Genomic DNA, 22,110 nt, shown 5'->3' on the forward strand with positions numbered 1-22,110 from the left:
AACTCAGTCTAAAAAGACATGATCGGCCGGAGGCAAATCATGGCGAATTTTTATAAATAACTCAATTATCTTTCTCGCTATTTCACACAAGCGAAGAATGCGGAATATATTTTATTCCGCAAAAGTCCTATATTTTCAGCATTTTTTATCGGTATGCCGCTATGCGCCAGCAATTGAGGAAGTCGCGGAGGTTACGCTGTGCAGGAGCCGGATCAGGAACGCACCACCAGCGCGTCGTAGCCGCGCCAGCGGTAGTTGACCATGGAGATCAGCCAGCAGGCAACGAACAGCCCGACCACCACAAACCCGGCGTTGCCCAGGTTGTCGTTTACCGTGCCAATCAGATCCCACACGCCGCCGCTGAGGGCAAATTTATCCATCAGCAGACCCAGCGCTTCCAGCCCGCCGATAAACAGCGCCACCACCACGGAGGTGCCGGTGATGGTCATGTTGTAGTAGAGCTTGCGCTGCGGCTTGTTAAACGCCCAGCCGTAGGCGCCGACCATCAGCAGGTTATCGAGGGTATCCACCAGCGCCATGCCGCTGGCGAAGAGTGCAGGAAAGATCATGATTGACCACACCGACATCCCGCTGGAGGCGCTGGCGGCAGAGATCCCCAGCACGCCAATCTCGGTGGCCGTGTCAAAGCCGAGACCGAACAGGAAACCCACCAGATACATCTGCCAGCTTTTATTGACGAGGCGGAAGGTTTTGCCAAACAGCCAGTTCATGACGCCGCCCTGGGCAGGCAGCGTGATGTCGCCCTGCACCGGCTGGCCTTTTTTCAGCGCCTGAAAACTGCGCCAGACTCCGCGCAGGATCACCATGTTCACCAGCGCCATCGCCAGCAGGAAGGAGGCGGAAACGGCGGTGCCAATCAGGCTGCCGGTTTCGTGGAACCATTCCATGTTTTTCTGAAACGCCGTGGCGGTGGCGGCAATAGCAATGGAGGCCAGCACCACGATGGTGGAGTGTCCCAGCGAGAACCACGCCCCTACGCCGGACGGGCGTTTGCCCTGCTGCATCATCTTACGCGTCACGGTATCAATGGCGGCAATGTGGTCGGCGTCCACCGCGTGACGCAGCCCGTAGCACCACGCCAGCAGGCTGGCGGCCATCAGCGCCGTGCTGCCGCTAAAGGTCTGCCATGCCCATCCCCAGGCCAGCAGGTTTGCCATTACCAGAGCCAGCAGCAGAAGCGCGGCGCGAGGTTCATTGCGTAACAGTCGTAACATTTTTAGTCCTTTGTAAACATGACCGGGCAGCGGCGACCACCGCCTGCCCGAAGGAGATCGCTCCGTCACCTGCGGGCAGGTGCGAAGGAAAAAGAAGCGTAAAGTCAGAAAGATAATGACGCAGGCGCGCGCGCAGCAGACGGTTGTGCAGCACGCCGCCGCTGAGACAGATTGTCGACAGCGACAGGCGTCTGGCATGGAACGCGGCAAGATGCGCCAGCCCTTTTGCCAGCGCGTCGTGAAATGCCCACGCGCGCTCGCAGGGCTCCGCCTGCCAGCTCAGCCACTGCAGCCAGAATTGCGCGAGGTTATCCACTTCCAGCGTCACCGGATGGTCAACACCCGTGCACTGCGATGCCAGGGCTTCCAGCCGGCAGGCCGCTTCCCCTTCGTAACGCTGCGTGTCGATGCCGAGCGCACAGGCAACCGCGTCAAACAGGCGACCACAGGACGAGGCCTGCGGCGCGTTGATGCCGCGCCGGATCGCCGTTGCCAGCAGCGGCCAGTTTTGACGCTGAACCGCGCGCGTTTCCGGGTACTGCTGCCAGTCAGGGACAAACGCCAGGCAGTGGGCGAGCAGATTGCGCCACGGCTGCCGCGCCGCCAGATCGCCCCCCGGCAGCGCAACGGCAGGCAGCCCGCCCAGACGCTCGCACGCGAGATAGTTCACCCGCAGGCACTCCCCGCCCCACAGCGCGCCGTTCTCGCCCATGCCGATCCCGTCCAGCGTCAGGGCAATCGCGTCTCCGCCGTCGAGAGGCCAGCCGTTCTCCGCCAGGCACGCCGCCGCGTGGGCGTGATGATGCAGGACAGTTTCAACGGGCAGCCCCTGTACCTGCGCCCACTGACGCGCGCGGTACCCCGGATGGGCATCGCATACAATGCGCTCCGGCTGAAAGCCGTAAATTTCCTGCATCGTCGAGAGCGCGCTGCGCCACTGCGCTTCGACACCCTCGTCACCGAGATCGCCAAAATGCTGGCTCAATACCGCCTGGTTCCCACGCGCCAGGCAGAAGGTGTTTTTCATCTCCGCGCCGGTGCATAGCATGGCGGGGATATTCTCGAAACCCGCAGGCAACGTGATGGCATCGGGCACAAAACCGCGCGCCCGGCGCAGCATCGCCCCGTCTCGATCCATCACCGAGTCGTCCATCCGCTGCAGGATATCGCGGTTATGCAGCAGGAAACCGTCCGCGATGCCGCTGAGCTCCTCCAGCGCCTGCCGGTTGGTGATGGCTGGCGGTCTGCCGCTGAGGTTACCTGAAGTCATCACCAGCGGGCGCTGGCAGTCCATCATCAAAAGATGCTGCAGCGGGTTCGCAGGAAGCATGATGCCCACGGAATCCAGACCGGGCGCGATACCTTCCGGTAACGCGGGCAGCCAGGCTTTTGGCGTGAGCACAATGGGTGCGGCGGGTGAGCGCAGCAGCGTCTGAACCGTCTCCGGCAGGTCATCCGCATGCGGGATCATCACCGCCAGCGGCTTCGCGGGCCGCTGCTTGCGTGACCGAAGCGTCGCGACCGCCTGCGGATTATACGCATCGCAGACGAGGTGAAAGCCGCCCAGCCCTTTAACCGCGACAATACCGCCGCTTTTCAGCATCGCCACCGCCGCGCGCAGCGCAGCTTCACGGTCAGCAGTTATGTCGCCCGCACGCCACATAAGCGCGGGCCCGCAGTCCGGGCAGGCTACCGGCTGAGCGTGAAAACGGCGGTCGGCAGGATTGCGGTACTCTGCTTCACACGGCACACAGAGCGGGAACGGTGCCATTGCCGTGGCCGGGCGGTCGTAGGGCATCGCGCGGATAATGGTAAACCGCGGCCCGCAGTGCGTGCAGTTGATGAACGGATAGCGATAGCGGCGCTCGCCGGGGTCGCGCATTTCAGCCAGGCACGCCGGACAGGTCGCGGCGTCGGGGACGATCTGCGTGTCCATCGCCCCGCCCGCGCTGTGGCGGATGCTGAAGTCCTCCGGCACGTGCGCCCAGGTAAACGGCTGCGTTTCCACGTGGTCAATGCGTGCCAGCGGCGGGCAGTCCTGATGCAGCCTCGCGGTAAAGGCCCCCCCATTACCCGCGAGGCGCACCAGCACGCCCTCTCCGTCATTGCAGACGTCACCGGTCAACTGAAGCGCCTGCGCCAGCTGCCAGACGAAGGGACGAAACCCCACGCCCTGCACTTTGCCGCGCACGCGCAGCTGAACGCCGTTGCTGCTCATACGGTTCAGAACAGCAGTGATGACGAGGTGTCGAACGCCGCGCGACGGCGCTTTTCGGCGCTCATCTGCTCAAGCTTGTCGCGATCCACGCAGACCAGCGCGTGCGTCGGGCAGGCTTCCATGCAGGCCGGACCGGCGTCGCGGTGGTAGCACAGGTCGCACTTGTTGGCTTCGGCTTTCTCCGCCCGCACGCTCAGCCCCATACCGCTGTTGCGCACCACCGGACGGACCACCACCTCCATCGCGCCATACGGGCAGGCGACCACGCAGGTTTTGCAGCCAATGCAGCGCTCCTGCATCACGTGCACAAAGCCTTTCTCGCGTTTAATCGCCCCGTTCGGGCAGACGTTCGCGCACGGTGCGTCTTCGCACTGGCGACAGATGGCGGCGGTGGAAATATTCACGCCTTTGATGACGTGGATGCGCGGCAGGAAGGTGTCAGGGGTAAGCGACGCGCAGTCCTGCTCCGCCTGATGGGAAACCACGCACGCCACTTCACAGGTACGGCAACCAATACACTTACTGGCATCGGCCATAATAAAACGGTTCATCTGCTTCTCCAGCATTACAGTTATGCGCGGAGATATTCATAAACCGTGCCAATAATTAACTTATTGATTTTATTTTATTTTAAAAATTAAAGCGGTGCCGTCATCGTCACTTATGACGATGACGGATGTCGACATCAGCGGTGTGGGCCGTCAATTACAGAGTCACGCAGGACAAGCTCGCCGGAGAAGGTTTGTTGATACTTAAACTCGCCGCCGTCGAGCATGAAGATCAGGCGGCTGATGGTTTCTTTAATCATCTCCGTCACCGGAATACGCACGCTGGAAAGCGACGGCACGATGTAGGGCGCGATGGCCACGTCGTCGAAACCGATCACCGACACCGCGTCCGGTGCGGTCACGCCGCTGTCGTGCAGCTGCTTTATGGCGCCGATCGCCATGTCGTCATTACTCGCCACCAGCGCCGTAAAGCGTTCACCGCGAGCAAGCAGTTCGGCAACCGCCGCCGCGCCGCTGGCGGGGTTCCACTTCCCCTGCGCAATCAGACCCTCGCGCAGCGGAATACCGTGCTGCGCCAGCGCGTCCTTGTAGCCGGAGAGACGCTCAACCCCGGTGGGAGAATCCAGCGAGCCGGTGATAAACGCGATTTCCCGGTGCCCTTTCGCAATCAGCTGCGACACCGCGTCCTGGCTGGAGGCTTTATGATCTGACCAGACGCTGTGGCTGCTGTTTTTCCGCAGGCGACGGTTGAGCACCATTATGGGTTGCTCGCACTTTTCAACGATCTCATCCATCTCTTCCACGCTCAGGAAACGCGGATAGATGATCACCGCATCGCAGCGCATATCGAGCAGGTACTGGATCGCCTCGCGCTCTTCATCCGCGCTGTGCTTGCCGTCCGCGAGGATCAGCTGCCGCCCCTTTTCTTCCGTCATGCGCGCGGCGTGAAACAGCAGTTCGCTAAAGTAGACGCCGTGATAAAGGGTGTTCGTCACCACCAGGCCCAGCGTCTGGGTACGTTTGGTCGCCAGGTTTCGCGCCAGCAAATTCGGGCGATAGCCGCTCTCTTCAATGGCCTGAAACACCCGATCTTTGGTTTCCTGGCTAACGTAGCCATTTCCCGACAGCACCCGGGATACCGTGGCTTTCGAAACGCCTGCCCGCTTCGCCACTTCCAGCATCGTGGTCATGTTGTTATTCCGTCTGAATCTGATGGAACGCAGTTTACTGCACTGCAAAAAAATTGTCGCAGCGATGAAATCACGCTTTCGATACCCCATTGCGATCTGCATCACGAAACGAAAAAATGGTCAAAAATCGATCTTGTTTCATTCATAGAAACTAATGATGATTATGTGGAACCGGTTTCCTACATGTCTCACAACAATAACAGGATCACATCCGATGGCCAAAAATTACGCTGCGCTGGCGAACGACGTCATCAGCGCGCTGGGCGGCAAAGAGAACATCGTCGCCGTCACCCACTGCATGACGCGACTGCGTTTCGTTCTGAAAGATGAAACCCTCACCGATGCCGCACGCCTGAAAAGCATCAGCGGCGTCCTTGGCGTAGTGCGCAACGACAACCAGTGCCAGGTGATTATTGGCAACACGGTGTCACAGGCGTACCGCGAAGTGGTAAGCCTGCTGCCCACGGAACTGCAGCCCGCGGTGCCGGAAGGACCGCAGAAGCTGACGCTGCGCCGCATTGGCGCCGGGATCCTCGACGCGCTGATCGGCACCATGTCCCCGCTGATCCCGGCGATCATCGGCGGCTCGATGGTCAAGCTGCTGGCGATGATCCTTGAGATGACCGGCGTGCTGCCAAAAGGCGCGCCGACGCTGACTATTCTGACCGTCATCGGCGACGGCGCGTTCTTCTTCCTGCCGCTGATGGTGGCAGCCTCGGCGGCGGTGAAATTCAAAACCAACATGTCGCTGGCCATCGCCATTGCTGGCGTGCTGGTGCACCCGAGCTTTATCGAGCTGATGGCAAAAGCCGCGCAGGGTGAGCACGTTGAGTTCGCCTTTATCCCGGTGACGGCGGTGAAATACACCTACACCGTCATCCCGGCGCTGGTGATGACCTGGTGCCTGTCATACATCGAACGCTGGGTGGATCGTATTACCCCGGCGGTGACGAAAAACTTCCTCAAGCCGATGCTGATCGTGCTGATTGCCGCCCCGCTCGCCATCGTGCTGATTGGCCCGCTGGGGATCTGGATCGGTAGCGCCATCTCCGCGCTGGTCTACACCATTCACGGCTACCTGGGCTGGCTCTCCGTCGCCATCATGGGCGCGCTCTGGCCGCTGCTGGTCATGACCGGCATGCACCGCGTGTTTACGCCAACCATCATTCAGACCATTGCCGAAACGGGCAAGGAAGGGATGGTGATGCCGTCGGAAATTGGCGCCAACCTGTCGCTCGGCGGTTCGTCGCTGGCGGTGGCGTGGAAAACCAAAAACCCGGAGCTGCGCCAGACGGCGCTGGCAGCGGCGGCCTCCGCCATCATGGCGGGGATCTCTGAACCGGCCCTGTACGGCGTCGCAATACGTCTGAAACGCCCGCTGATTGCAAGCTTGATCAGCGGCTTTATCTGCGGCGCGGTGGCCGGTATCGCGGGTCTTGCCAGCCACTCGATGGCGGCACCGGGGCTGTTTACCAGCGTGCAGTTCTTCGATCCGGCCAACCCGATGACCATCGTCTGGGTGTTTGGCGTGATGGGTCTGGCAGTGGTGCTGTCGTTTGTTCTGACCCTGATACTGGGCTTTGAGGATATTCCTGTCGAAGACGACGCCGAAAAAGCGCGCGCCCTGCAGACCGCACCGGTACAGAACAACGCAGCAAAAGCATAAATTGAAAGCGAGGTAAGAATGTCTGTTTTTCCACAAGGATTTTTATGGGGCGGCGCGCTTGCCGCCAACCAGAGTGAAGGCGCTTACCGTGAGGGCGGCAAAGGGCTGACGACGGTCGATATGATCCCCCACGGCGCGAACCGCCTGGCGGTGAAGCTCGGTAAGGAAAAGCGTTTTTCGCTGCGTGACGACGAATTCTACCCGAGCCACGAGGCGATTGATTTTTACCATCGCTATAAAGAGGACATCGCCCTGATGGCGGAGATGGGCTTTACGGTGTTCCGCACCTCGATCGCCTGGAGCCGCCTCTATCCGAACGGCGACGAACCGCTGCCGAATAAAGAGGGTATTGCCTTTTACCGCGCGGTATTCGAAGAGTGCAAAAAATACAACATCGAGCCGCTGGTGACGCTCTGCCACTTCGACGTGCCGATGCACCTGGTGACGGAGTACGGCTCCTGGCGCAACCGCAAGATGGTGGATTTCTTCGCCCGCTACGCCCGCACCTGCTTTGAGGAATTTAACGGGCTGGTGAAATACTGGCTGACCTTCAACGAAATCAACATCATGCTGCACAGCCCGTTCTCCGGGGCGGGACTGGTGTTTGAGGAAGGCGAAAACGAAGACCAGGTGAAATACCAGGCCGCGCACCACGAGCTGGTGGCGAGCGCGCTGGCGACCAAAATTGCCCACGAGGTGAACCCGGAAAACCAGGTCGGCTGCATGCTGGCGGGCGGGAATTTCTATCCGTACTCCTGCAAGCCGGAAGACGTGTGGATGGCGCTGGAGAAAGACCGCGAGAATCTGTTCTTTATCGACGTGCAGGCGCGCGGCAGCTATCCGGCTTACTCCGCCCGCGTGTTCCGCGAGAAAGGCGTGGTGATTGTGAAAGATCCCGGCGACGACGAACTGCTGAAAAATACCGTCGACTTTGTCTCGTTCAGCTATTACGCCTCGCGCTGCGCCTCGGCGGATATGAATGCGAACAATACCAATGCGGCGAACATCGTCAAATCCCTGCGCAACCCACACATTCAGGTGAGCGAATGGGGCTGGGGCATCGACCCGCTCGGCCTGCGCATCACCATGAACATGATGTACGACCGCTACCAGAAGCCGCTGTTCCTGGTAGAAAACGGCCTCGGGGCGAAAGATGTCGTTGATGAAAACGGCGAGATTAACGACGACTACCGCATCAGCTATCTGCGCGAGCATATTCGCGCGATGGGCGATGCGATTGAGGACGGCGTGCCGCTGATGGGCTACACCACCTGGGGCTGCATTGACCTGGTTTCGGCCTCAACAGGCGAGATGAGCAAGCGCTACGGGTTTGTGTACGTCGACCGCGACGACGCCGGGAACGGCACGCTGGAGCGGAAACGTAAGAAATCGTTCGGATGGTATAAGAAGGTGATTGCGAGTAACGGGGCGGATCTGGAGTAGACTGTTTTGCCGGGTGGCGGCTTCGCCTTACCCGGCCTACAAAACCGTAGGCCCGGTAAGCCGCTGCTCAGAGCTGAGAAAACCCTCCGTCTCCAGCCCACCCGGCTAGTCGTGAATACACCACCTCCACCGCCCCCTTCACCGGCGGCGTCATCGGGTAATAAAACCCAACGATGTCCGGCTGAATGCCCAAAAACAGCACCTCGCCCACGTCACCTTTGATCTGATCCACAAGGTAGTTCAGCGGCATATTGTGGGTGGTCATCATAAACATCTCGGCGATGTCGTCCGGGTCAATCAGGCGGATCTCGCCGGGGTTGAGCCCCATATCGGTGGCATCGACGATTAACAGCCTGTCCGGACGCAGTTCGCGAATGGCGACCACGTCGTTTTCCGGCGCGCTGCCGCCGTCAATCACCAGCCAACTGCCCTGCGGGTTGGCGGCACACATCTCTGCGAGCAGCGGACCCGCGCCGTCGTCGCCCATCATGCTGTTGCCGACACACAGTAAAACGTCAGTCACGTAATCTCCTCACCATCAGGTAGATGGCGCTCTCCTGATGAATATCGTGCAGCATGCCGAGCAGCGTTTTGCTCCACGCCTGCTGCGCCGGGGTTTGCCTGCCGAGCGCCGCGTCAAAGGCGTTGGCGAGCATCGCAATGTGGTTTACATCGATCACGATCTCGCCGTACTTCGGCACGCCTTCCATCTTGCGCCGCGCCGTACTGCCCTCCTCCAGCGTGGCAATCCACGCCAGGTATTCCGGCCAGGGGCAGCTCAGCGCGGCCTCCAGGCAGTCAATCACCCCGAGGTGATGCCCAATCGCCAGGCTGTAATAGACCACCTGCTGCGCCGCATCCGGCGTGGCATCGTTCTCATCAATAAACTTACGGCTCAGCTGACTGAACACCACCGTTTCACTCATCGGATTCGCGCCTCATCGACGATGCTGTTCAGGTTCGCCACGATCTCATTGAGGCGCGGATCGTTTTCCGCCTCCAGCCAGCGCGCCACCTGATGGTCGCCCTGGCTCAGCAGGCGCAGATAGTCATCGGCAATCTGACGGCCGTAGCGATAGCCCGCCAGCCTGCGCGCCGTGCGGTCGACCTTCACCCGCAGCGGTTGCACCATGTCCGGGTGCAGAATGGCGGCAGGCTGGTTGTCCAGCTCGCCCGGCTCGCGGGCGTGGATTTTCTGCTCCAGCAGGCCGAGCGCCATCGCGAAGCCGTACAGCGTGGCGGCGGGCGTCGGCGGACAGCCCGGAATGTAGACGTCCACCGGCACGATTTTGTCGGTGCCGCCCCAGACGCAGTAGAGGTCATGGAAGATGCCGCCGCTGTTGCCGCAGGCGCCGTACGAGATGCAGATTTTCGGGTCCGGCGCGGACTGCCAGGCGCGCAGCGCGGGCGAGCGCATGGCGCGGGTGACGGCCCCGGTAAACAGCAGGATGTCCGCATGACGCGGGGACGGTACCACCTTGATGCCGAAGCGCTCGGCGTCAAACAGCGGCGACAGCGTAGCGAAGATCTCGATCTCGCAGCCGTTGCAGCCGCCGCAGTCCACGCGGTAGACGTAGGCCGAGCGTTTGATTTTTTTCAGCAGCGACGCCTTCATGCTGGCGATGGATTCGTCCACCGTCATCGGCACCGGAATGCCGTTAGCGTCGCGCGGGCCCAGTAAGTTTTCCATCAGCTGGCCTCTCTCATGTGGCGGGTGATATCAATGCGGTCGGACGGCAGCAGGCACTTCTGACGCTTGCACGCCGGGCAGGTTTCAAAGCTTTCGCGGTGATGCTCCGCGCGGGCGTCGCCATTGTGCTGCAGCAGCGCGATGGCGTAGTCGATCTCTTTCTGCACGGCGAACGGACGCCTGCAGACGCGGCAGTTGCACAGCTCAAAGCGCGACTGCTGCAGAAAATCCTCTTTCTTCCACACCGCCAGCTCGTACTCCTGCGACAGGCGAATGGCGACCGTCGGGCAGACCTCCTCGCAGCGGCCGCAGAAGATGCAGCGCCCGAGGTTAAACTGCCAGACCAGCTCGCCGGTTTTGAGATCCGTTTCCATCGTTAAGGCGTTCGACGGACAGGCGTTGACGCAGGCCGCGCAGCCGATGCACTGCTGCGGATTGTGCTCCGGCTTGCCGCGAAAGTTTTTATCCACCGGCATCGGCTCCAGCGGATAGCTGCTGGTTTGCGTGCCGGTTTTGATCGCTTTTTTGATAAAGGTAAACATGACTAATCCTTATTTCAGCGGCGAGTTCTTACGCTCGATGCTGTAGCGCTCAAGCTCTTTGTACGGCACCACCTGGCTTTTCTTCTTGCGCACGTCGACGACGGTCATGCGGTCGGTGCAGGAGTAGCACGGGTCGAGGCTGCCGATGATCAGCGGCGCATCGGAAACCGTGTTGCCGCGCAGCATGTAGCGCAGGGTTGGCCAGTTGGCGTAGGTGGCCGCGCGGCAGCGCCAGCGGTAAAGCTTCTGGTTGTCGCCGGTCATGCTCCAGTGAATGTCGTCCCCGCGCGGCGCTTCGGCAAAGCCGAGGGCAAAGCGGTTCGGGATGTAGGTGAAGCCCTCCACCATCAGCGGGCCGCCCGGCAGGTTATCAAGGCCGTAGTCGATCATGTTCAGCGCCGTGAACACCTCGTTGATACGCACCTTGAGGCGAGAGATGACGTCGCAGCCCTGCTCGCTGTGCACGGTCATCGGCAGCAGGCCGTAGCCGACGAACGGGTGATCGGCACGGGTGTCGCGGGCGTGACCGCTGGCGCGCACCATCGGGCCGACGTTGCTGAAGTCGCGGGCAATTTCCGGGTCAAGACGGCCGATGCCGACGGTGCGCTGCTCGATGTTTGGCGTGCTGAGCAGCATATCCACCAGCTCCTGCACGTCGCGGCGCATCTGCTGCGCCAGCTGGCGGGTCTGGATCATATCGTTTTTCAGCAGGTCGCGGCGGATCCCGCCGATCAGGTTCAGACCGTAAGTTTTGCGCGCCCCGGTGAGGATCTCCGCCATCTTCATCGACGCTTCGCGCACGCGGAAGAACTGCATAAACCCGGAGTCAAAGCCGACGAAGTGGCAGGCCAGTCCGAGGTTCAGCAGGTGCGAGTGCAGACGCTCCACCTCCAGCAGAATGGCGCGGATCATCTGCGCGCGCTCCGGCACCACGATCCCCATGCCGTTTTCCACCGAGGTGGTGTAGGCGGTGCTGTGGGCGAAGCCGCAGATGCCGCACACGCGGTCAGAGAGGAAGGTCACTTCGTTGTAGCCCATGCGGGTTTCCGCCAGCTTTTCCATGCCGCGGTGGACGTAGAACAGGCGGTAGTCGGCGTCAATAATGTTTTCGCCGTCGACGAACAGGCGGAAGTGGCCCGGCTCGTCAGAAGTGACGTGCAGCGGGCCGATCGGCACCACGTTGTTGTTCTTGCTGCCCAGCTCGTTGATGAACTCGTAGGTTTCGCTGTCGGTAGTTGGGGCCGGGCGCTGGCGGTAGTCCATGCTGTCTTTGCGCAGCGGATAGAGCTCGTCCGGCCAGTCGTCAGGCAGCACAAGGCGGCGCTCGTCCGGCAGCCCGACCGGCACCAGACCGTACATGTCGCGCACTTCACGCTCGCCCCAGACGGCAGCGGGCACGCGGGGCGTGACGGACGGGTATTCTGGCTTAGCCGGGTCGACCTCGACGCGCACGGTGATCCAGCACTTTTCGCCCTGCTCCATAGACATCACGTAGTACACCGCATAGTTGCCGCACAGCTGGCGCTCGTCGTTACCGAACAGCACCGACAGCCAGCCGCCCTGCTGGTAGTAGAGAAACTCCACCACTTCCGGCAGATAGTTCACCTTTACGGTGACGGTTATCTGGTCTTTGGTTTGCCAGGACTCCTCCAGCACCACGCCGGGGAAAGCCTGATGCAATGCGGCGAGATACTGCTGACCTTTCTTTTCTTCAGACATAAATACTCTCTTTAATCACGCCACCAGCAAGGAGACGAACGCTAAAAATGCAAAACCAAACCCGGCCCAGGTGATGCGGGACGTTTCCACAAAACGCAGACGCGCCATGCTGTTTTCGAACAGGGCAATCACCAGCACGCCGACCAGCAGCTTGAGGGCGGCAACCACGACGGCCAGCAGCAGACCGCCCGCGGAGAAGTGCGTCATCTGCCCCCACGGGAAGAAGACGCCGACAAACATCTGCAGCACCACCAGCTGTTTGAGGCTAATGCCCCACTTCAGCACCGCAAAACCGTAGCCGCTGTACTCGGTGAGCGGCCCTTCCTGAAGTTCCTGCTCGGCTTCAGCCAGATCGAACGGCAGTTTGCCCATCTCGATAAAGGTGGCGAACGCGCAGGCGCACAGCGCCAGCACCAGCGGAATGGAGCGGGCAACCGGCCAGTGGTAGACGGCGTGGGTGATAAAGCTGATGTGGGTGGAGCCCGCAACCTGCGCGGCAACCCACAGCCCCAGCAGCAGGATCGGCTCAACCAGCACGCCGAGCATCGCCTCGCGGCTGGCACCGATGCCGGTAAACGGGCTCCCGGTGTCCAGGCCCGCAATGGCAAAGAAGAAGCGGGCGATAGCGAAGAGGTAGATAAGCGTGATCAGATCGCCGAGCGCCGGCAGCGGCGACGCCACCGTCACCACCGGCAGCGCGGTGGCGATGGTCAGCATCACGCCCACCATCACAAACGGCGTCAGACGGAAGACCCAGCCTGCGGCATTCGGCACCACGCTCTGGCGAGAAAACAGCTTGAAGAGATCGCGATACTCCTGGAGCACACCAGGGCCGCGACGGTTGTGCATCCGGGCGCGCGCCACGCGCGTGATGCCCGACAGCAGCGGCGCCACGGCGAACAACACCAGCGCCTGAAGAATTGCCAGTAACAGATTCATGTCAGGCTCCTCGTGAAATCACAATGACCACCAGCACCGCCAGTTCGATGACCGCCAGACGGCGGAACAGCGCGGGTGCGGCAGCGCTCTGCCAGCCGGGTACCCAGCCGACCGGGTTCAGCCAGTGGCGCAGCTTCAGCACGGCGGCAAAGTTTTCTTTTACCGGCATGGCGAAGCCGTGGGCGGTAATGACCATCGACTGTTCGTGTTCGTAGCCACAGGCCCACGCCGCACCGCGCGAGCGGGAGGCGAGCCGGTCGCGTTTGAAGAACATCATCAGGATGAGCGGTAGCAGCGGTGCGCCAATCAGCAGCAGCGCAATCATTGGCTGAGAGACGGTGGTATTCGCCACGGTCAGCGGCAACGGAATGGCGTTGCCCAGCAGCGGTAGCAGCCACGGTGCAGCGACGCCGCCCGCAATGCAGCACAGCGCCAGCGCGACCACGCTCACGCCCATCAACAACGATGCGCAGCAGGCGTTTTCCGCTTCGCGGGTGCGCGGCGCACCGAGGAAGGTCACGCCGTAGACTTTCGCCATGCACATCACCGCCAGCGCCCCGGTAATCGCCAGCCCGACCGCCAGCAGCGGCCCCAGCAGACGAGCGATAAACGCATTGCTCTGACCGAGGGCGAAGAAGGACTGATAGATCACCCACTCCCCGGCAAAGCCGTTCAGCGGCGGCAGTGCGGCCATCGCCATCAGCCCGACCAGCATCGCCAGTGAAATCGCCGGCATCTTTTTGCCAATACCACCGAGCTTTTCGATATCCCGATGGCCGGTGCGGAACCAGACGCTTCCCGCGCCGAGGAACAGCGTGCTTTTAAACAGGCTGTGGTTGACGAGGTGATAAAGACCGCCGATAAAACCGGCCGCAATCAGCGCCGGCTGGTTGAGCGCCAGCCCGGTCACGCCCGCGCCCATGCCAAGCAGGATGATGCCGATATTCTCCAGCGTGTGGTACGCCAGAAGACGCTGGATATTGTGCTCCATCAGCGCGTACAGGCCGCCGACGAACGCCGTAATCATGCCGGCGACCAGCAGCACAACTCCCCACCACAGCGGCGGCTGGCCGCCGGTCAGCGTAATCGCCAGGATCCCGAACAGACCGACCTTCATCACCACCACAGAAAACAGCGCGGCGGCGGGCGCGGAGGCATTCGCATGCGCCTGCGGCACCCAGCCGTGCAGCGGAATGATTCCGGCGAGCAGGCCAAAGCCGAGCACGCCCAGCAGCCAGACGTCATTGCCCAGCGGATGCCCGTTGAGCACAGCGAAATCCAGCGTGCCGAAGCGCTGCCACACCAGCCAGCAGGCCAGCGCCAGCAGCAGCGTTCCGAGGCGTCCCAGCGCAAACCACAGCTTGCCGGAGGCGCTACAGCCCGTCAGGAACACGCCGCACAGCGCCATGATCTCCGCCATCACCACCAGCGCGCCGAGGTTGCTGGCGGTCACGGTGCAGACCGCCGTCGCCATCAGGAGATTGACCAGCAGGCCGTTGGCTTTAGCGTGCGGGTGGCGGTGCCAGTCGATATTGAACAGGCTGATAAACAGCCCGCACAGGCCAAACGTCACCAGCCAGATGGCGTTCAGGGGAGTGATCTCAACCGTGTGGTGAATCAGCGGCATCACGGTCTCTGCCGACTGGCCGCCGAGCAGAACAACGCCGCCTGCCGCCAGCGTCATCAGGCTAGCGACCGCCCCGCCGAGCCCGGCGATCGCGCCGCTCAGGGTTTTATGGAATGAGAAGATCGGCGCCAGAACGGCGGCGGCCGCAAAACAGGCTACCGCGCCGGTAATCATCATCACCGCATTCATTTCGCCCCCTCGTTAAGCGCCTGTAGCAGAGAAAGGTCGCCAAAATCACTGTTGATGGTCAGCTCGCGTTTGCGCTTGCTGGTACGGGCGATGTCGCGAATGTTAACCAGAATCAGCGCTTTCGTCGGGCAGGTCCGCACGCAGGCCGGGCCCTGATCATCGAAGCTGCACAGGTCGCATTTCACCGCAACGGCACGGATGCCGGGCACCCAGTCCAAAAGCGAGCTTACGCGCGCAGGCGCCGGCGGCGCGGGCGGGGCTTTTGGCGAGTTGGCATTCGCCGGGATATGCAGCGGTCGGCTGCCGGAAAATTCAATCGCGCCGAACGGGCAGGCAATGCCGCACAGCTTGCAGCTTACGCACAGGCTTTCGTTCAGCTGGACTGCGCCATCCACGCGGGTGATGGCATTTACAGGACAGACACCCGCGCACGGGGCATCCTCACAGTGATGGCAGAGCTGCGGGGCAGACTCTTTTTCATTACGCATGACGTGCAGGCGCGGCATGGACTGCAGCCCATGCAGGCGATGCGTTTCCGAACACGCCGCCTCACAGGTTCGACAGCCAATACAGACCGTCGAGTCAGCAATTACAAAACGGTTCACCGGGTTATCCTCTGGTGATAGTCATTTTTGTCGAAAAACTGTCTTGTCGACACTTCTCGACACGCATGGGTCAGGCCACGTTCGCTGAGGCATTTCCACCCATCAGCTGCTTCAGGTTGACCGGAAGATCGTGCTCAACGGCGGCGTACAGGCCGTTATAAACCGGCGCGATTTTTTCCAGATAATGCTCCAGCACCTGCTGGCGATCGCGGTTGCTGACGTGGCCGTCCACCATGCCGTCGGCCATCAGCTGCGCCTTCGCAATACACTGTTTTTCGCCGTCTTTTGTCTCGAGGTAGTACTCAATGGTGTGGCTGTTGAAGTTATCCGCCAGGGTCACGTTGATGGTGAAATGGCCGAAGAGGACAAAGCGCATATCCCCCTGCGCCGCGCAGCTCATCGCGTGGTGAAGACGCGCTTTCGACAAGGTAATGCCCTGAACCAGCGAGTTGCAGTAAAGGTGCCACTGGTCCTGTAACTGTTGATGACGCTGCGCGATGTAATCTGCTTTTTCGCTGATTTCCCAAATAGTCATAGAAGGTATCCGTTTAATGGAGATAGCGGCTGTTAAGCAGATTCCATGCCAGTTTTTATTTTGCTGATTTTAAAGGGATTAAACTGAAAAACCGCTGTCAACACCGCGGTGTCGACGTGTCATTTCGACAGCGTTGACATCGTCACGCCTTAACAAAAATCAAGCTGGCACTGTTATTGCATTACCGGGGCAATTCATTGAGGAGGCGTCATGCACGAAATCACCCTCTGCCAGCGGGCTCTGGAACTTATCGAACAGCAGGCAGTGCAAAACCACGCGAAGCGCGTCACCGGCGTCTGGCTGAAGGTCGGAGCGTTTTCCTGCGTCGAGACCAGCGCCCTGACCTTCTGTTTTGAGCTGGTCTGCCGCGGCACGCTGGCGGAAGGCTGCGAACTGCATATTGAAGAACAGCAGGCGGAGTGCTGGTGCGAGCAGTGTCAGCAGTACGTCACCCTGCTGTCATCGAAGGTACAGCGCTGCCCGCAGTGTCAGAGCGGCGGTCTGCGCATCGTGGCGGATGACGGCATGCAGATCCAACGCCTCGAAATCGAGAAGGAGTAAAGTATGTGTAGTACCTGCGGTTGCGCCGAAGGCAACCTGTATATAGAAGGGGATGAACACCGCCCCCACTCCGCGTTTCGCTCCGCGCCCTTTTCACCCGCCCCACGCCCTGCGGCAGCCCTGACCGGCATTACCTTTGCGCCGCAACGCTCCGATGCGGGCGACCTGCATTACGGCCACGGCGAAGCAGGCACCCACGCGCCGGGCATGAGCCAGCGCCAGATGCTGGAGGTGGAAATCAACGTGCTGGACAAAAATAACCAGCTCGCCGCCCGCAACCGCGCCCGCTTTGCCACCCGCAAACAGCTGGTGCTGAACCTGGTCTCCAGCCCTGGTTCCGGTAAAACCACGCTGCTGACCGAAACGCTCAAGCGCCTGAACGGGCGCGTCTCCTGTGCGGTGATCGAAGGCGACCAGCAAACCGTTAACGACGCGGCGCGCATTCGCGAAACCGGCACCCCGGCGATTCAGGTCAACACCGGCAAAGGCTGCCACCTGGATGCGCAGATGATTGCCGACGCCGCCCCGCGCCTGCCGCTGGCAGATAACGGCATCCTGTTTATTGAAAACGTTGGCAACCTCGTCTGCCCGGCGAGCTTCGACCTCGGCGAACGACACAAGGTGGCGGTGCTTTCAGTGACCGAAGGCGAAGACAAGCCGCTGAAGTACCCGCACATGTTTGCCGCCGCGTCCATCATGCTGCTGAACAAAGTCGACCTGCTGCCGTACCTGAATTTCGACGTGGATAAGTGCCTGGCGTATGCCCGCGAGGTGAACCCGGAGATTGAGATCCTGCTGGTCTCCGCCACGCGCGGCGACGGCATGGACGGCTGGCTACACTGGCTGGAGAGCGAACGATGTGCATAGGCGTACCGGGACAAATTCACGCCATCGACGGTAATCAGGCCAAAGTCGAGGTTTGCGGCATCCTGCGCGACGTCGACCTGACGCTGGTGGGCAGCACCGATGAAAGCGGCGCTTCGCGTCTCGGACAGTGGGTGCTGGTCCACGTGGGGTTTGCCATGAGCGTGATTAACGAAGCGGAAGCCCGCGACACGCTCGACGCCCTGCAAAATATGTTCGACGTGGAGCCTGACGTGGGCGCGCTGCTGTACGGCGAGGAGCGGTAATCATGCGTTACGTTGATGAATACCGCGCGCCGGAGCAGGTGCTGCAGCTTATCGGCCTCCTGAAAACGCGAGCAGCGCGGCTGGACTACACGAAAGAAAGGCCGCTGCGGATCATGGAGGTGTGCGGCGGGCACACGCACGCGATCTTCAAATTTGGCCTCGACCAGCTGCTGCCGGAGAACATTGAGTTTATCCACGGCCCCGGCTGCCCGGTCTGCGTGCTGCCGATGGGGCGCATCGACAGCTGTATTGAAATTGCCAGCCAGCCCGACGTCATTTTCTGCACCTTTGGCGACGCGATGCGCGTGCCGGGGAAAAATGGTTCGCTGCTGCAGGCGAAAGCGCGCGGCGCAGACATCCGGATCGTCTATTCGCCGATGGATGCCCTGACGCTGGCAGCGGATAACCCCGCGCGCAAGGTGGTGTTTTTTGGCCTGGGGTTTGAAACCACCATGCCCGCCACCGCCATCACGCTGCAGCAGGCGAAAGCGCGCGGCGTCGATAACTTTTTCTTCTTCTGCCAGCACATTACGCTCATCCCCACCCTGCGCAGCCTGCTGGAAGAGCCAGGCAACGGCATTGACGCCTTTCTGGCACCGGGCCACGTCAGCATGGTGATTGGCACAGACGCCTACGGTTTTATCGCTGAACAGTACAATCGTCCGTTAGTGGTCGCTGGTTTCGAACCACTTGATCTACTGCAAGGTGTCACCATGCTGGTTGAGCAGAAAATAGCGTCCCTGAGTACCGTGGAAAATCAGTACCGCCGCGTGGTGCCGGATGCGGGAAATGAACGGGCGCAGCAGGCGATAGCCGACGTGTTTAGCGTTGAGGGCGACAGCGAATGGCGCGGCCTGGGGCTGATTGCTGAATCCGGCGTGCGCCTGACGCCAGCCTATCGCGCGTTCGACGCCGAAGCGCATTTCCGCCCGCAGCCGCAGCAGGTTTGCGACGATCCCCGGGCACGCTGTGGCGAGGTGCTCACCGGCAAATGCAAACCGCACCAGTGTCCGTTATTTGGCAATACCTGTAACCCGCAAACGGCGTTTGGCGCGCTGATGGTCTCCTCCGAAGGGGCGTGTGCCGCGTGGTATCAGTATCGCAACCAGGAGAGTGAAGCATGAATACGGTTGAAATGGCGCACGGCAGCGGCGGACAGGCGATGCAGCAGCTGATTAACCGGCTGTTTATGGAGGCCTTTAACAACCCCTGGCTCGCCGAACAGGAAGACCAGGCGCGCATTGACCTCGCCACCCTCACCGCCCAGGGCGACAGGCTGGCCTTCTCCACCGACAGCTACGTGATTGACCCGCTGTTCTTCCCGGGCGGCGATATCGGCAAGCTCGCCGTCTGCGGCACGGCAAACGACGTGGCCGTCAGCGGCGCCGTTCCGCGCTACCTCTCCTGCGGGTTTATCCTCGAAGAGGGCTTACCGATGGAGACGCTCGCGGCCGTGGTCAACAGCATGGCGCAGACCGCGCGCGAGGCGGGGATAGCTATCGTCACTGGCGACACCAAAGTGGTGCAGCGCGGCGCGGCCGACAAGCTGTTTATCAACACCGCCGGAATGGGCGCGATCCCCCCCGATATTCACTGGGGCGCGCAGCGCCTCAGCGTGGGCGACGTGCTGATCGTGACCGGCACGCTGGGCTGCCACGGGGCGACCATCCTGAACCTGCGCGAAGGCCTGGGGCTGGACGGCGAACTGCGCAGCGACTGCGCGGTACTCACCCCGCTGATTCAGACGCTGCGCGGTATTCCCGGCGTGAAGGCCCTGCGTGACGCCACGCGAGGCGGTGTCAACGCCGTGGTTCACGAGTTTGCGGCAAGCTGCGGGTACGGGATTGAACTCACCGAGCGCAGCCTGCCCGTTAAGCCCGCCGTTCGCGGGCTTTGCGAACTGCTGGGTCTGGACCCGCTCAACTTTGCAAACGAAGGCAAGCTGGTGATTGGCGTTGAACGGGCCGCGGCACAAGCTGTTCTTGAACAGCTGCAGGCTCATCCGTCAGGAAAAGAGGCGGCGATGATTGGTGAAGTGGTTGAGCGCAAAGGGGTGCGCCTGACCGGACTTTATGGCGTGAAGCGCACGCTGGATCTGCCGCACGCTGAACCCTTACCCCGTATTTGCTAGGCCGCGCCACAAGCGGCCAGCATGGATTTTTTTGCTCGTTTCTACTGGAAAGCACTATGCCGTATACACCGATGAGCGATCTTGGACAGCAGGGTCTGTTTGACATTACGCGCACACTTTTACAGCAACCCGATCTCGGCGCGCTGAGCGATGCCCTGACGCGGCTGGTCAGGCAATCAGCGCTGGCGGACAGCGCCGCGATTGTGCTCTGGCATAGCGGAACGCAGCGCGCGAGCTACTTCTCAACGCGTGATAATGGCAAAACGTTTGAATACGAAGACGAAACGTATCTCGCGCATGGCCCGGTGCGCCGCATTCTCTCCAGACCTGAAGTGCTGCACTGCAACTTTGCGGAATTTCAACAGGCGTGGCCGCGGCTCGCGGAGAGCAACCTCTATCAGCCGTTCGGGCATTACTGCATGCTGCCGCTGGCTGCAGAGGGCCAGATTTTTGGCGGATGCGAGTTTATCCGCACGACCGACCAGCCGTGGAGCGAGGCGGAATACGAGCGCCTGCACACCTTTACCCAGATAGTGGCCGTCGTCGCGGAGCAGATCCAAAGCCGAGTGACGAATAACGTGGATTACGACCTGCTCAGCCGCGAACGCGACAACTTCCGCATTCTGGTCGCCATCACCAACGCCGTACTCTCCCGCCTGGACATGGATGAGCTGGTCAGCGAAGTCTCGAAAGAGATCCACCACTATTTCAAAATCGATGCCATCAGCATTGCGCTTCGCGGGTATCGCAAGGGCAAGCTGAACATCTACTCCACGCATTATCTTGATGAAGCCAACCCGGCGCACGAGCAGAGCGAAGTGGATGAAGCGGGCACTCTTTCTGAACGGGTCTTCAAAAGCAAAGAGATCCTCCTGATCAACCTCAACGAGCAGGATCCGGTCGCGCCGTACGAGCGGATGCTGTTCAACACCTGGGGCAACAAAATCCAGACCCTGTGCCTGCTGCCCCTGATGTCCGGCAACACCATGCTGGGCGTGCTGAAGCTGGCACAGTGCGAGGAAGGCGTGTTCACCACCGCCAACCTGAAGCTGCTGCGTCAGATCGCCGAGCGTATCTCCATCGCGCTCGATAACGCCCTCGCCTATCAGGAAATTCATCGTCTGAAGGAGCGGCTGGTGGATGAGAACCTGGCCCTGACCGAACAGCTCAACAACGTGGACAGCGAGTTTGGTGAAATCATCGGACGCAGCGACGCCATGTACAGCGTGCTCAAGCAGGTTGAGATGGTGGCGCAAAGCGACAGCACGGTGCTGATACTGGGCGAAACCGGTACGGGTAAAGAGCTGATTGCCCGCGCCATCCACAACCTGAGCAACCGCAACAGCCGTCGGATGGTGAAGATGAACTGCGCGGCGATGCCCGCAGGGCTGCTGGAAAGCGACCTGTTCGGCCACGAACGGGGTGCCTTCACCGGGGCCAGCAGCCAGAGGCTGGGTCGTTTTGAGCTGGCAGACAAAAGCTCGCTGTTCCTTGACGAAGTGGGCGATATGCCGCTGGAGCTACAGCCGAAACTGCTGCGCGTCCTGCAGGAGCAGGAGTTTGAACGTCTTGGCAGCAACAAGCTTATCCAGACCGACGTGCGGCTGATTGCCGCCACCAACCGCGACCTGAAAAAAATGGTCGCCGACCGAGAGTTCCGCAGCGATCTCTACTATCGCCTGAACGTCTTCCCGATCTTCCTGCCGCCGCTGCGCGAGCGCCCGGAAGATATCCCCCTGCTGGTCAAAGCCTTTACCGCCAAGATCGCGCGTCGGATGGGGCGAAACATCGACAGCATTCCTGCCGAGACGTTGCGTACCCTTTCATCGATGGAATGGCCCGGCAACGTGCGCGAACTGGAAAACGTCATTGAACGCGCGGTGCTGCTGACGCGCGGCAATGTGCTGCAGCTCTCCCTGCCTGAAGTGACGCTGCCTGACGCGATCGCGCCCGCCACCGAGACGGCGAAAGAGGGAGAAGATGAATATCAGCTCATTATGCGCGTGCTGAAAGAGACCAACGGCGTGGTCGCCGGGCCAAAAGGTGCCGCCCAGCGCCTGGGGTTAAAACGCACCACCCTGCTGTCACGCATGAAGCGTCTCGGTATTGATAAAGAGAGCCTCATTTAAGGCCTTATTCCGGCGGTGTTTTTCTGACACCGCCTTTTGTTACCCTGCGCGA

At 61.0% G+C, this 22,110-nt stretch carries 21 protein-coding genes; 8 read left to right on the top strand and 13 right to left on the bottom strand.

The window, feature by feature from the left end; translation table 11 throughout:
* Window positions 1-212 precede the first annotated feature (212 nt).
* From ACW9E7_RS15640 to ACW9E7_RS15655, 4 genes are all read right to left on the bottom strand, one after another.
* On the bottom strand, window positions 213-1,235 hold the full coding sequence (locus ACW9E7_RS15640; RefSeq protein ID WP_133295035.1) for a HoxN/HupN/NixA family nickel/cobalt transporter: 1,023 nt from the start codon (window positions 1,233-1,235) through the stop codon (window positions 213-215).
* Window positions 1,213-3,453, bottom strand: a complete 2,241-nt coding sequence (gene hypF / locus ACW9E7_RS15645; protein WP_458728046.1) for a carbamoyltransferase HypF — start codon at window positions 3,451-3,453, stop codon at window positions 1,213-1,215. The genes ACW9E7_RS15640 and hypF overlap by 23 nt, the downstream gene beginning before the upstream one ends.
* A gap of 5 nt (window positions 3,454-3,458) precedes the next feature.
* Window positions 3,459-4,004 carry an electron transport protein HydN gene (hydN, locus tag ACW9E7_RS15650; RefSeq protein WP_023308960.1) on the bottom strand — a complete coding sequence of 182 codons (546 nt, stop codon included), beginning with the start codon at window positions 4,002-4,004 and terminating at the stop codon, window positions 3,459-3,461.
* A 134-nt stretch (window positions 4,005-4,138) separates the two neighbouring features.
* On the bottom strand, window positions 4,139-5,152 hold the full coding sequence (locus ACW9E7_RS15655) for a LacI family DNA-binding transcriptional regulator (protein WP_458728047.1): 1,014 nt from the start codon (window positions 5,150-5,152) through the stop codon (window positions 4,139-4,141).
* Between the two features lie 214 nt (window positions 5,153-5,366).
* Here ACW9E7_RS15655 and ascF point away from each other — a divergent pair, with 214 nt between their 5' ends.
* On the top strand, window positions 5,367-6,818 hold the full coding sequence (gene ascF, locus ACW9E7_RS15660) for a PTS cellobiose/arbutin/salicin transporter subunit IIBC (RefSeq protein WP_458728048.1): 1,452 nt from the start codon (window positions 5,367-5,369) through the stop codon (window positions 6,816-6,818).
* 18 nt (window positions 6,819-6,836) lie between these two features.
* A complete protein-coding gene (locus tag ACW9E7_RS15665) occupies window positions 6,837-8,261 on the top strand; it encodes a 6-phospho-beta-glucosidase (protein ID WP_023618131.1) in 1,425 nt (474 codons plus the stop codon).
* 67 nt (window positions 8,262-8,328) lie between these two features.
* Here the strand turns inward: ACW9E7_RS15665 and hycI are convergent, their stop codons facing one another.
* The 9 genes from hycI to hycA all read right to left on the bottom strand — a co-directional run bounded on the left by hycI (window position 8,329) and on the right by hycA (window position 16,107).
* Window positions 8,329-8,784, bottom strand: a complete 456-nt coding sequence (gene hycI, locus ACW9E7_RS15670) for a hydrogenase maturation peptidase HycI (RefSeq protein WP_133295040.1) — start codon at window positions 8,782-8,784, stop codon at window positions 8,329-8,331.
* Window positions 8,777-9,187 carry a formate hydrogenlyase maturation HycH family protein gene (locus tag ACW9E7_RS15675; RefSeq protein ID WP_111965483.1) on the bottom strand — a complete coding sequence of 137 codons (411 nt, stop codon included), beginning with the start codon at window positions 9,185-9,187 and terminating at the stop codon, window positions 8,777-8,779. Before ACW9E7_RS15675 ends, hycI begins: the two co-directional genes overlap by 8 nt.
* Entirely contained in the window at window positions 9,184-9,951 is a 768-nt protein-coding gene (locus ACW9E7_RS15680) for an NADH-quinone oxidoreductase subunit B family protein (protein WP_021241938.1), read from the bottom strand. Before ACW9E7_RS15680 ends, ACW9E7_RS15675 begins: the two co-directional genes overlap by 4 nt.
* Window positions 9,951-10,493 carry a formate hydrogenlyase complex iron-sulfur subunit gene (locus tag ACW9E7_RS15685; protein ID WP_458728049.1) on the bottom strand — a complete coding sequence of 181 codons (543 nt, stop codon included), beginning with the start codon at window positions 10,491-10,493 and terminating at the stop codon, window positions 9,951-9,953. Before ACW9E7_RS15685 ends, ACW9E7_RS15680 begins: the two co-directional genes overlap by 1 nt.
* A gap of 9 nt (window positions 10,494-10,502) precedes the next feature.
* A complete protein-coding gene (hycE, locus tag ACW9E7_RS15690) occupies window positions 10,503-12,212 on the bottom strand; it encodes a formate hydrogenlyase subunit HycE (RefSeq protein ID WP_115876151.1) in 1,710 nt (569 codons plus the stop codon).
* A 15-nt stretch (window positions 12,213-12,227) separates the two neighbouring features.
* Window positions 12,228-13,151 carry a respiratory chain complex I subunit 1 family protein gene (locus ACW9E7_RS15695; RefSeq protein ID WP_248175194.1) on the bottom strand — a complete coding sequence of 308 codons (924 nt, stop codon included), beginning with the start codon at window positions 13,149-13,151 and terminating at the stop codon, window positions 12,228-12,230.
* A 1-nt stretch (window position 13,152) separates the two neighbouring features.
* Window positions 13,153-14,967, bottom strand: a complete 1,815-nt coding sequence (gene hycC / locus ACW9E7_RS15700; RefSeq protein WP_458728050.1) for a formate hydrogenlyase subunit 3 — start codon at window positions 14,965-14,967, stop codon at window positions 13,153-13,155.
* The gene (locus ACW9E7_RS15705; RefSeq protein WP_115876154.1) at window positions 14,964-15,572 is read right to left on the bottom strand and encodes a 4Fe-4S dicluster domain-containing protein; all 609 of its coding nucleotides are present in this window, start codon (window positions 15,570-15,572) and stop codon (window positions 14,964-14,966) included. The genes hycC and ACW9E7_RS15705 overlap by 4 nt, the downstream gene beginning before the upstream one ends.
* A 70-nt stretch (window positions 15,573-15,642) precedes the next feature.
* Entirely contained in the window at window positions 15,643-16,107 is a 465-nt protein-coding gene (gene hycA, locus ACW9E7_RS15710) for a formate hydrogenlyase regulator HycA (RefSeq protein WP_252077788.1), read from the bottom strand.
* A 210-nt stretch (window positions 16,108-16,317) separates the two neighbouring features.
* On the opposite strand from hycA, the gene hypA reads away from it, so the two are divergent.
* The 6 genes from hypA to flhA are packed head-to-tail and all read left to right on the top strand — an operon-like array spanning window position 16,318 to window position 22,058.
* Complete coding sequence (gene hypA, locus ACW9E7_RS15715; protein ID WP_039265546.1) at window positions 16,318-16,668, top strand: hydrogenase maturation nickel metallochaperone HypA; 351 nt, start codon at window positions 16,318-16,320, stop codon at window positions 16,666-16,668.
* A 3-nt stretch (window positions 16,669-16,671) separates the two neighbouring features.
* Complete coding sequence (gene hypB, locus ACW9E7_RS15720) at window positions 16,672-17,535, top strand: hydrogenase nickel incorporation protein HypB (RefSeq protein ID WP_234085030.1); 864 nt, start codon at window positions 16,672-16,674, stop codon at window positions 17,533-17,535.
* Window positions 17,526-17,798, top strand: coding sequence for a HypC/HybG/HupF family hydrogenase formation chaperone (locus ACW9E7_RS15725; protein ID WP_047650282.1), 273 nt, complete (start codon window positions 17,526-17,528; stop codon window positions 17,796-17,798). The genes hypB and ACW9E7_RS15725 overlap by 10 nt, the downstream gene beginning before the upstream one ends.
* A 2-nt stretch (window positions 17,799-17,800) precedes the next feature.
* Window positions 17,801-18,922 carry a hydrogenase formation protein HypD gene (gene hypD / locus ACW9E7_RS15730; protein WP_458728051.1) on the top strand — a complete coding sequence of 374 codons (1,122 nt, stop codon included), beginning with the start codon at window positions 17,801-17,803 and terminating at the stop codon, window positions 18,920-18,922.
* The gene (hypE, locus tag ACW9E7_RS15735) at window positions 18,919-19,929 is read left to right on the top strand and encodes a hydrogenase expression/formation protein HypE (RefSeq protein ID WP_111965473.1); all 1,011 of its coding nucleotides are present in this window, start codon (window positions 18,919-18,921) and stop codon (window positions 19,927-19,929) included. The genes hypD and hypE overlap by 4 nt, the downstream gene beginning before the upstream one ends.
* A 56-nt stretch (window positions 19,930-19,985) precedes the next feature.
* A complete protein-coding gene (gene flhA / locus ACW9E7_RS15740) occupies window positions 19,986-22,058 on the top strand; it encodes a formate hydrogenlyase transcriptional activator FlhA (RefSeq protein WP_458728052.1) in 2,073 nt (690 codons plus the stop codon).
* Window positions 22,059-22,110 lie beyond the last annotated feature (52 nt).

The organism is Enterobacter sp. H2G27 (assembly GCF_054403075.1).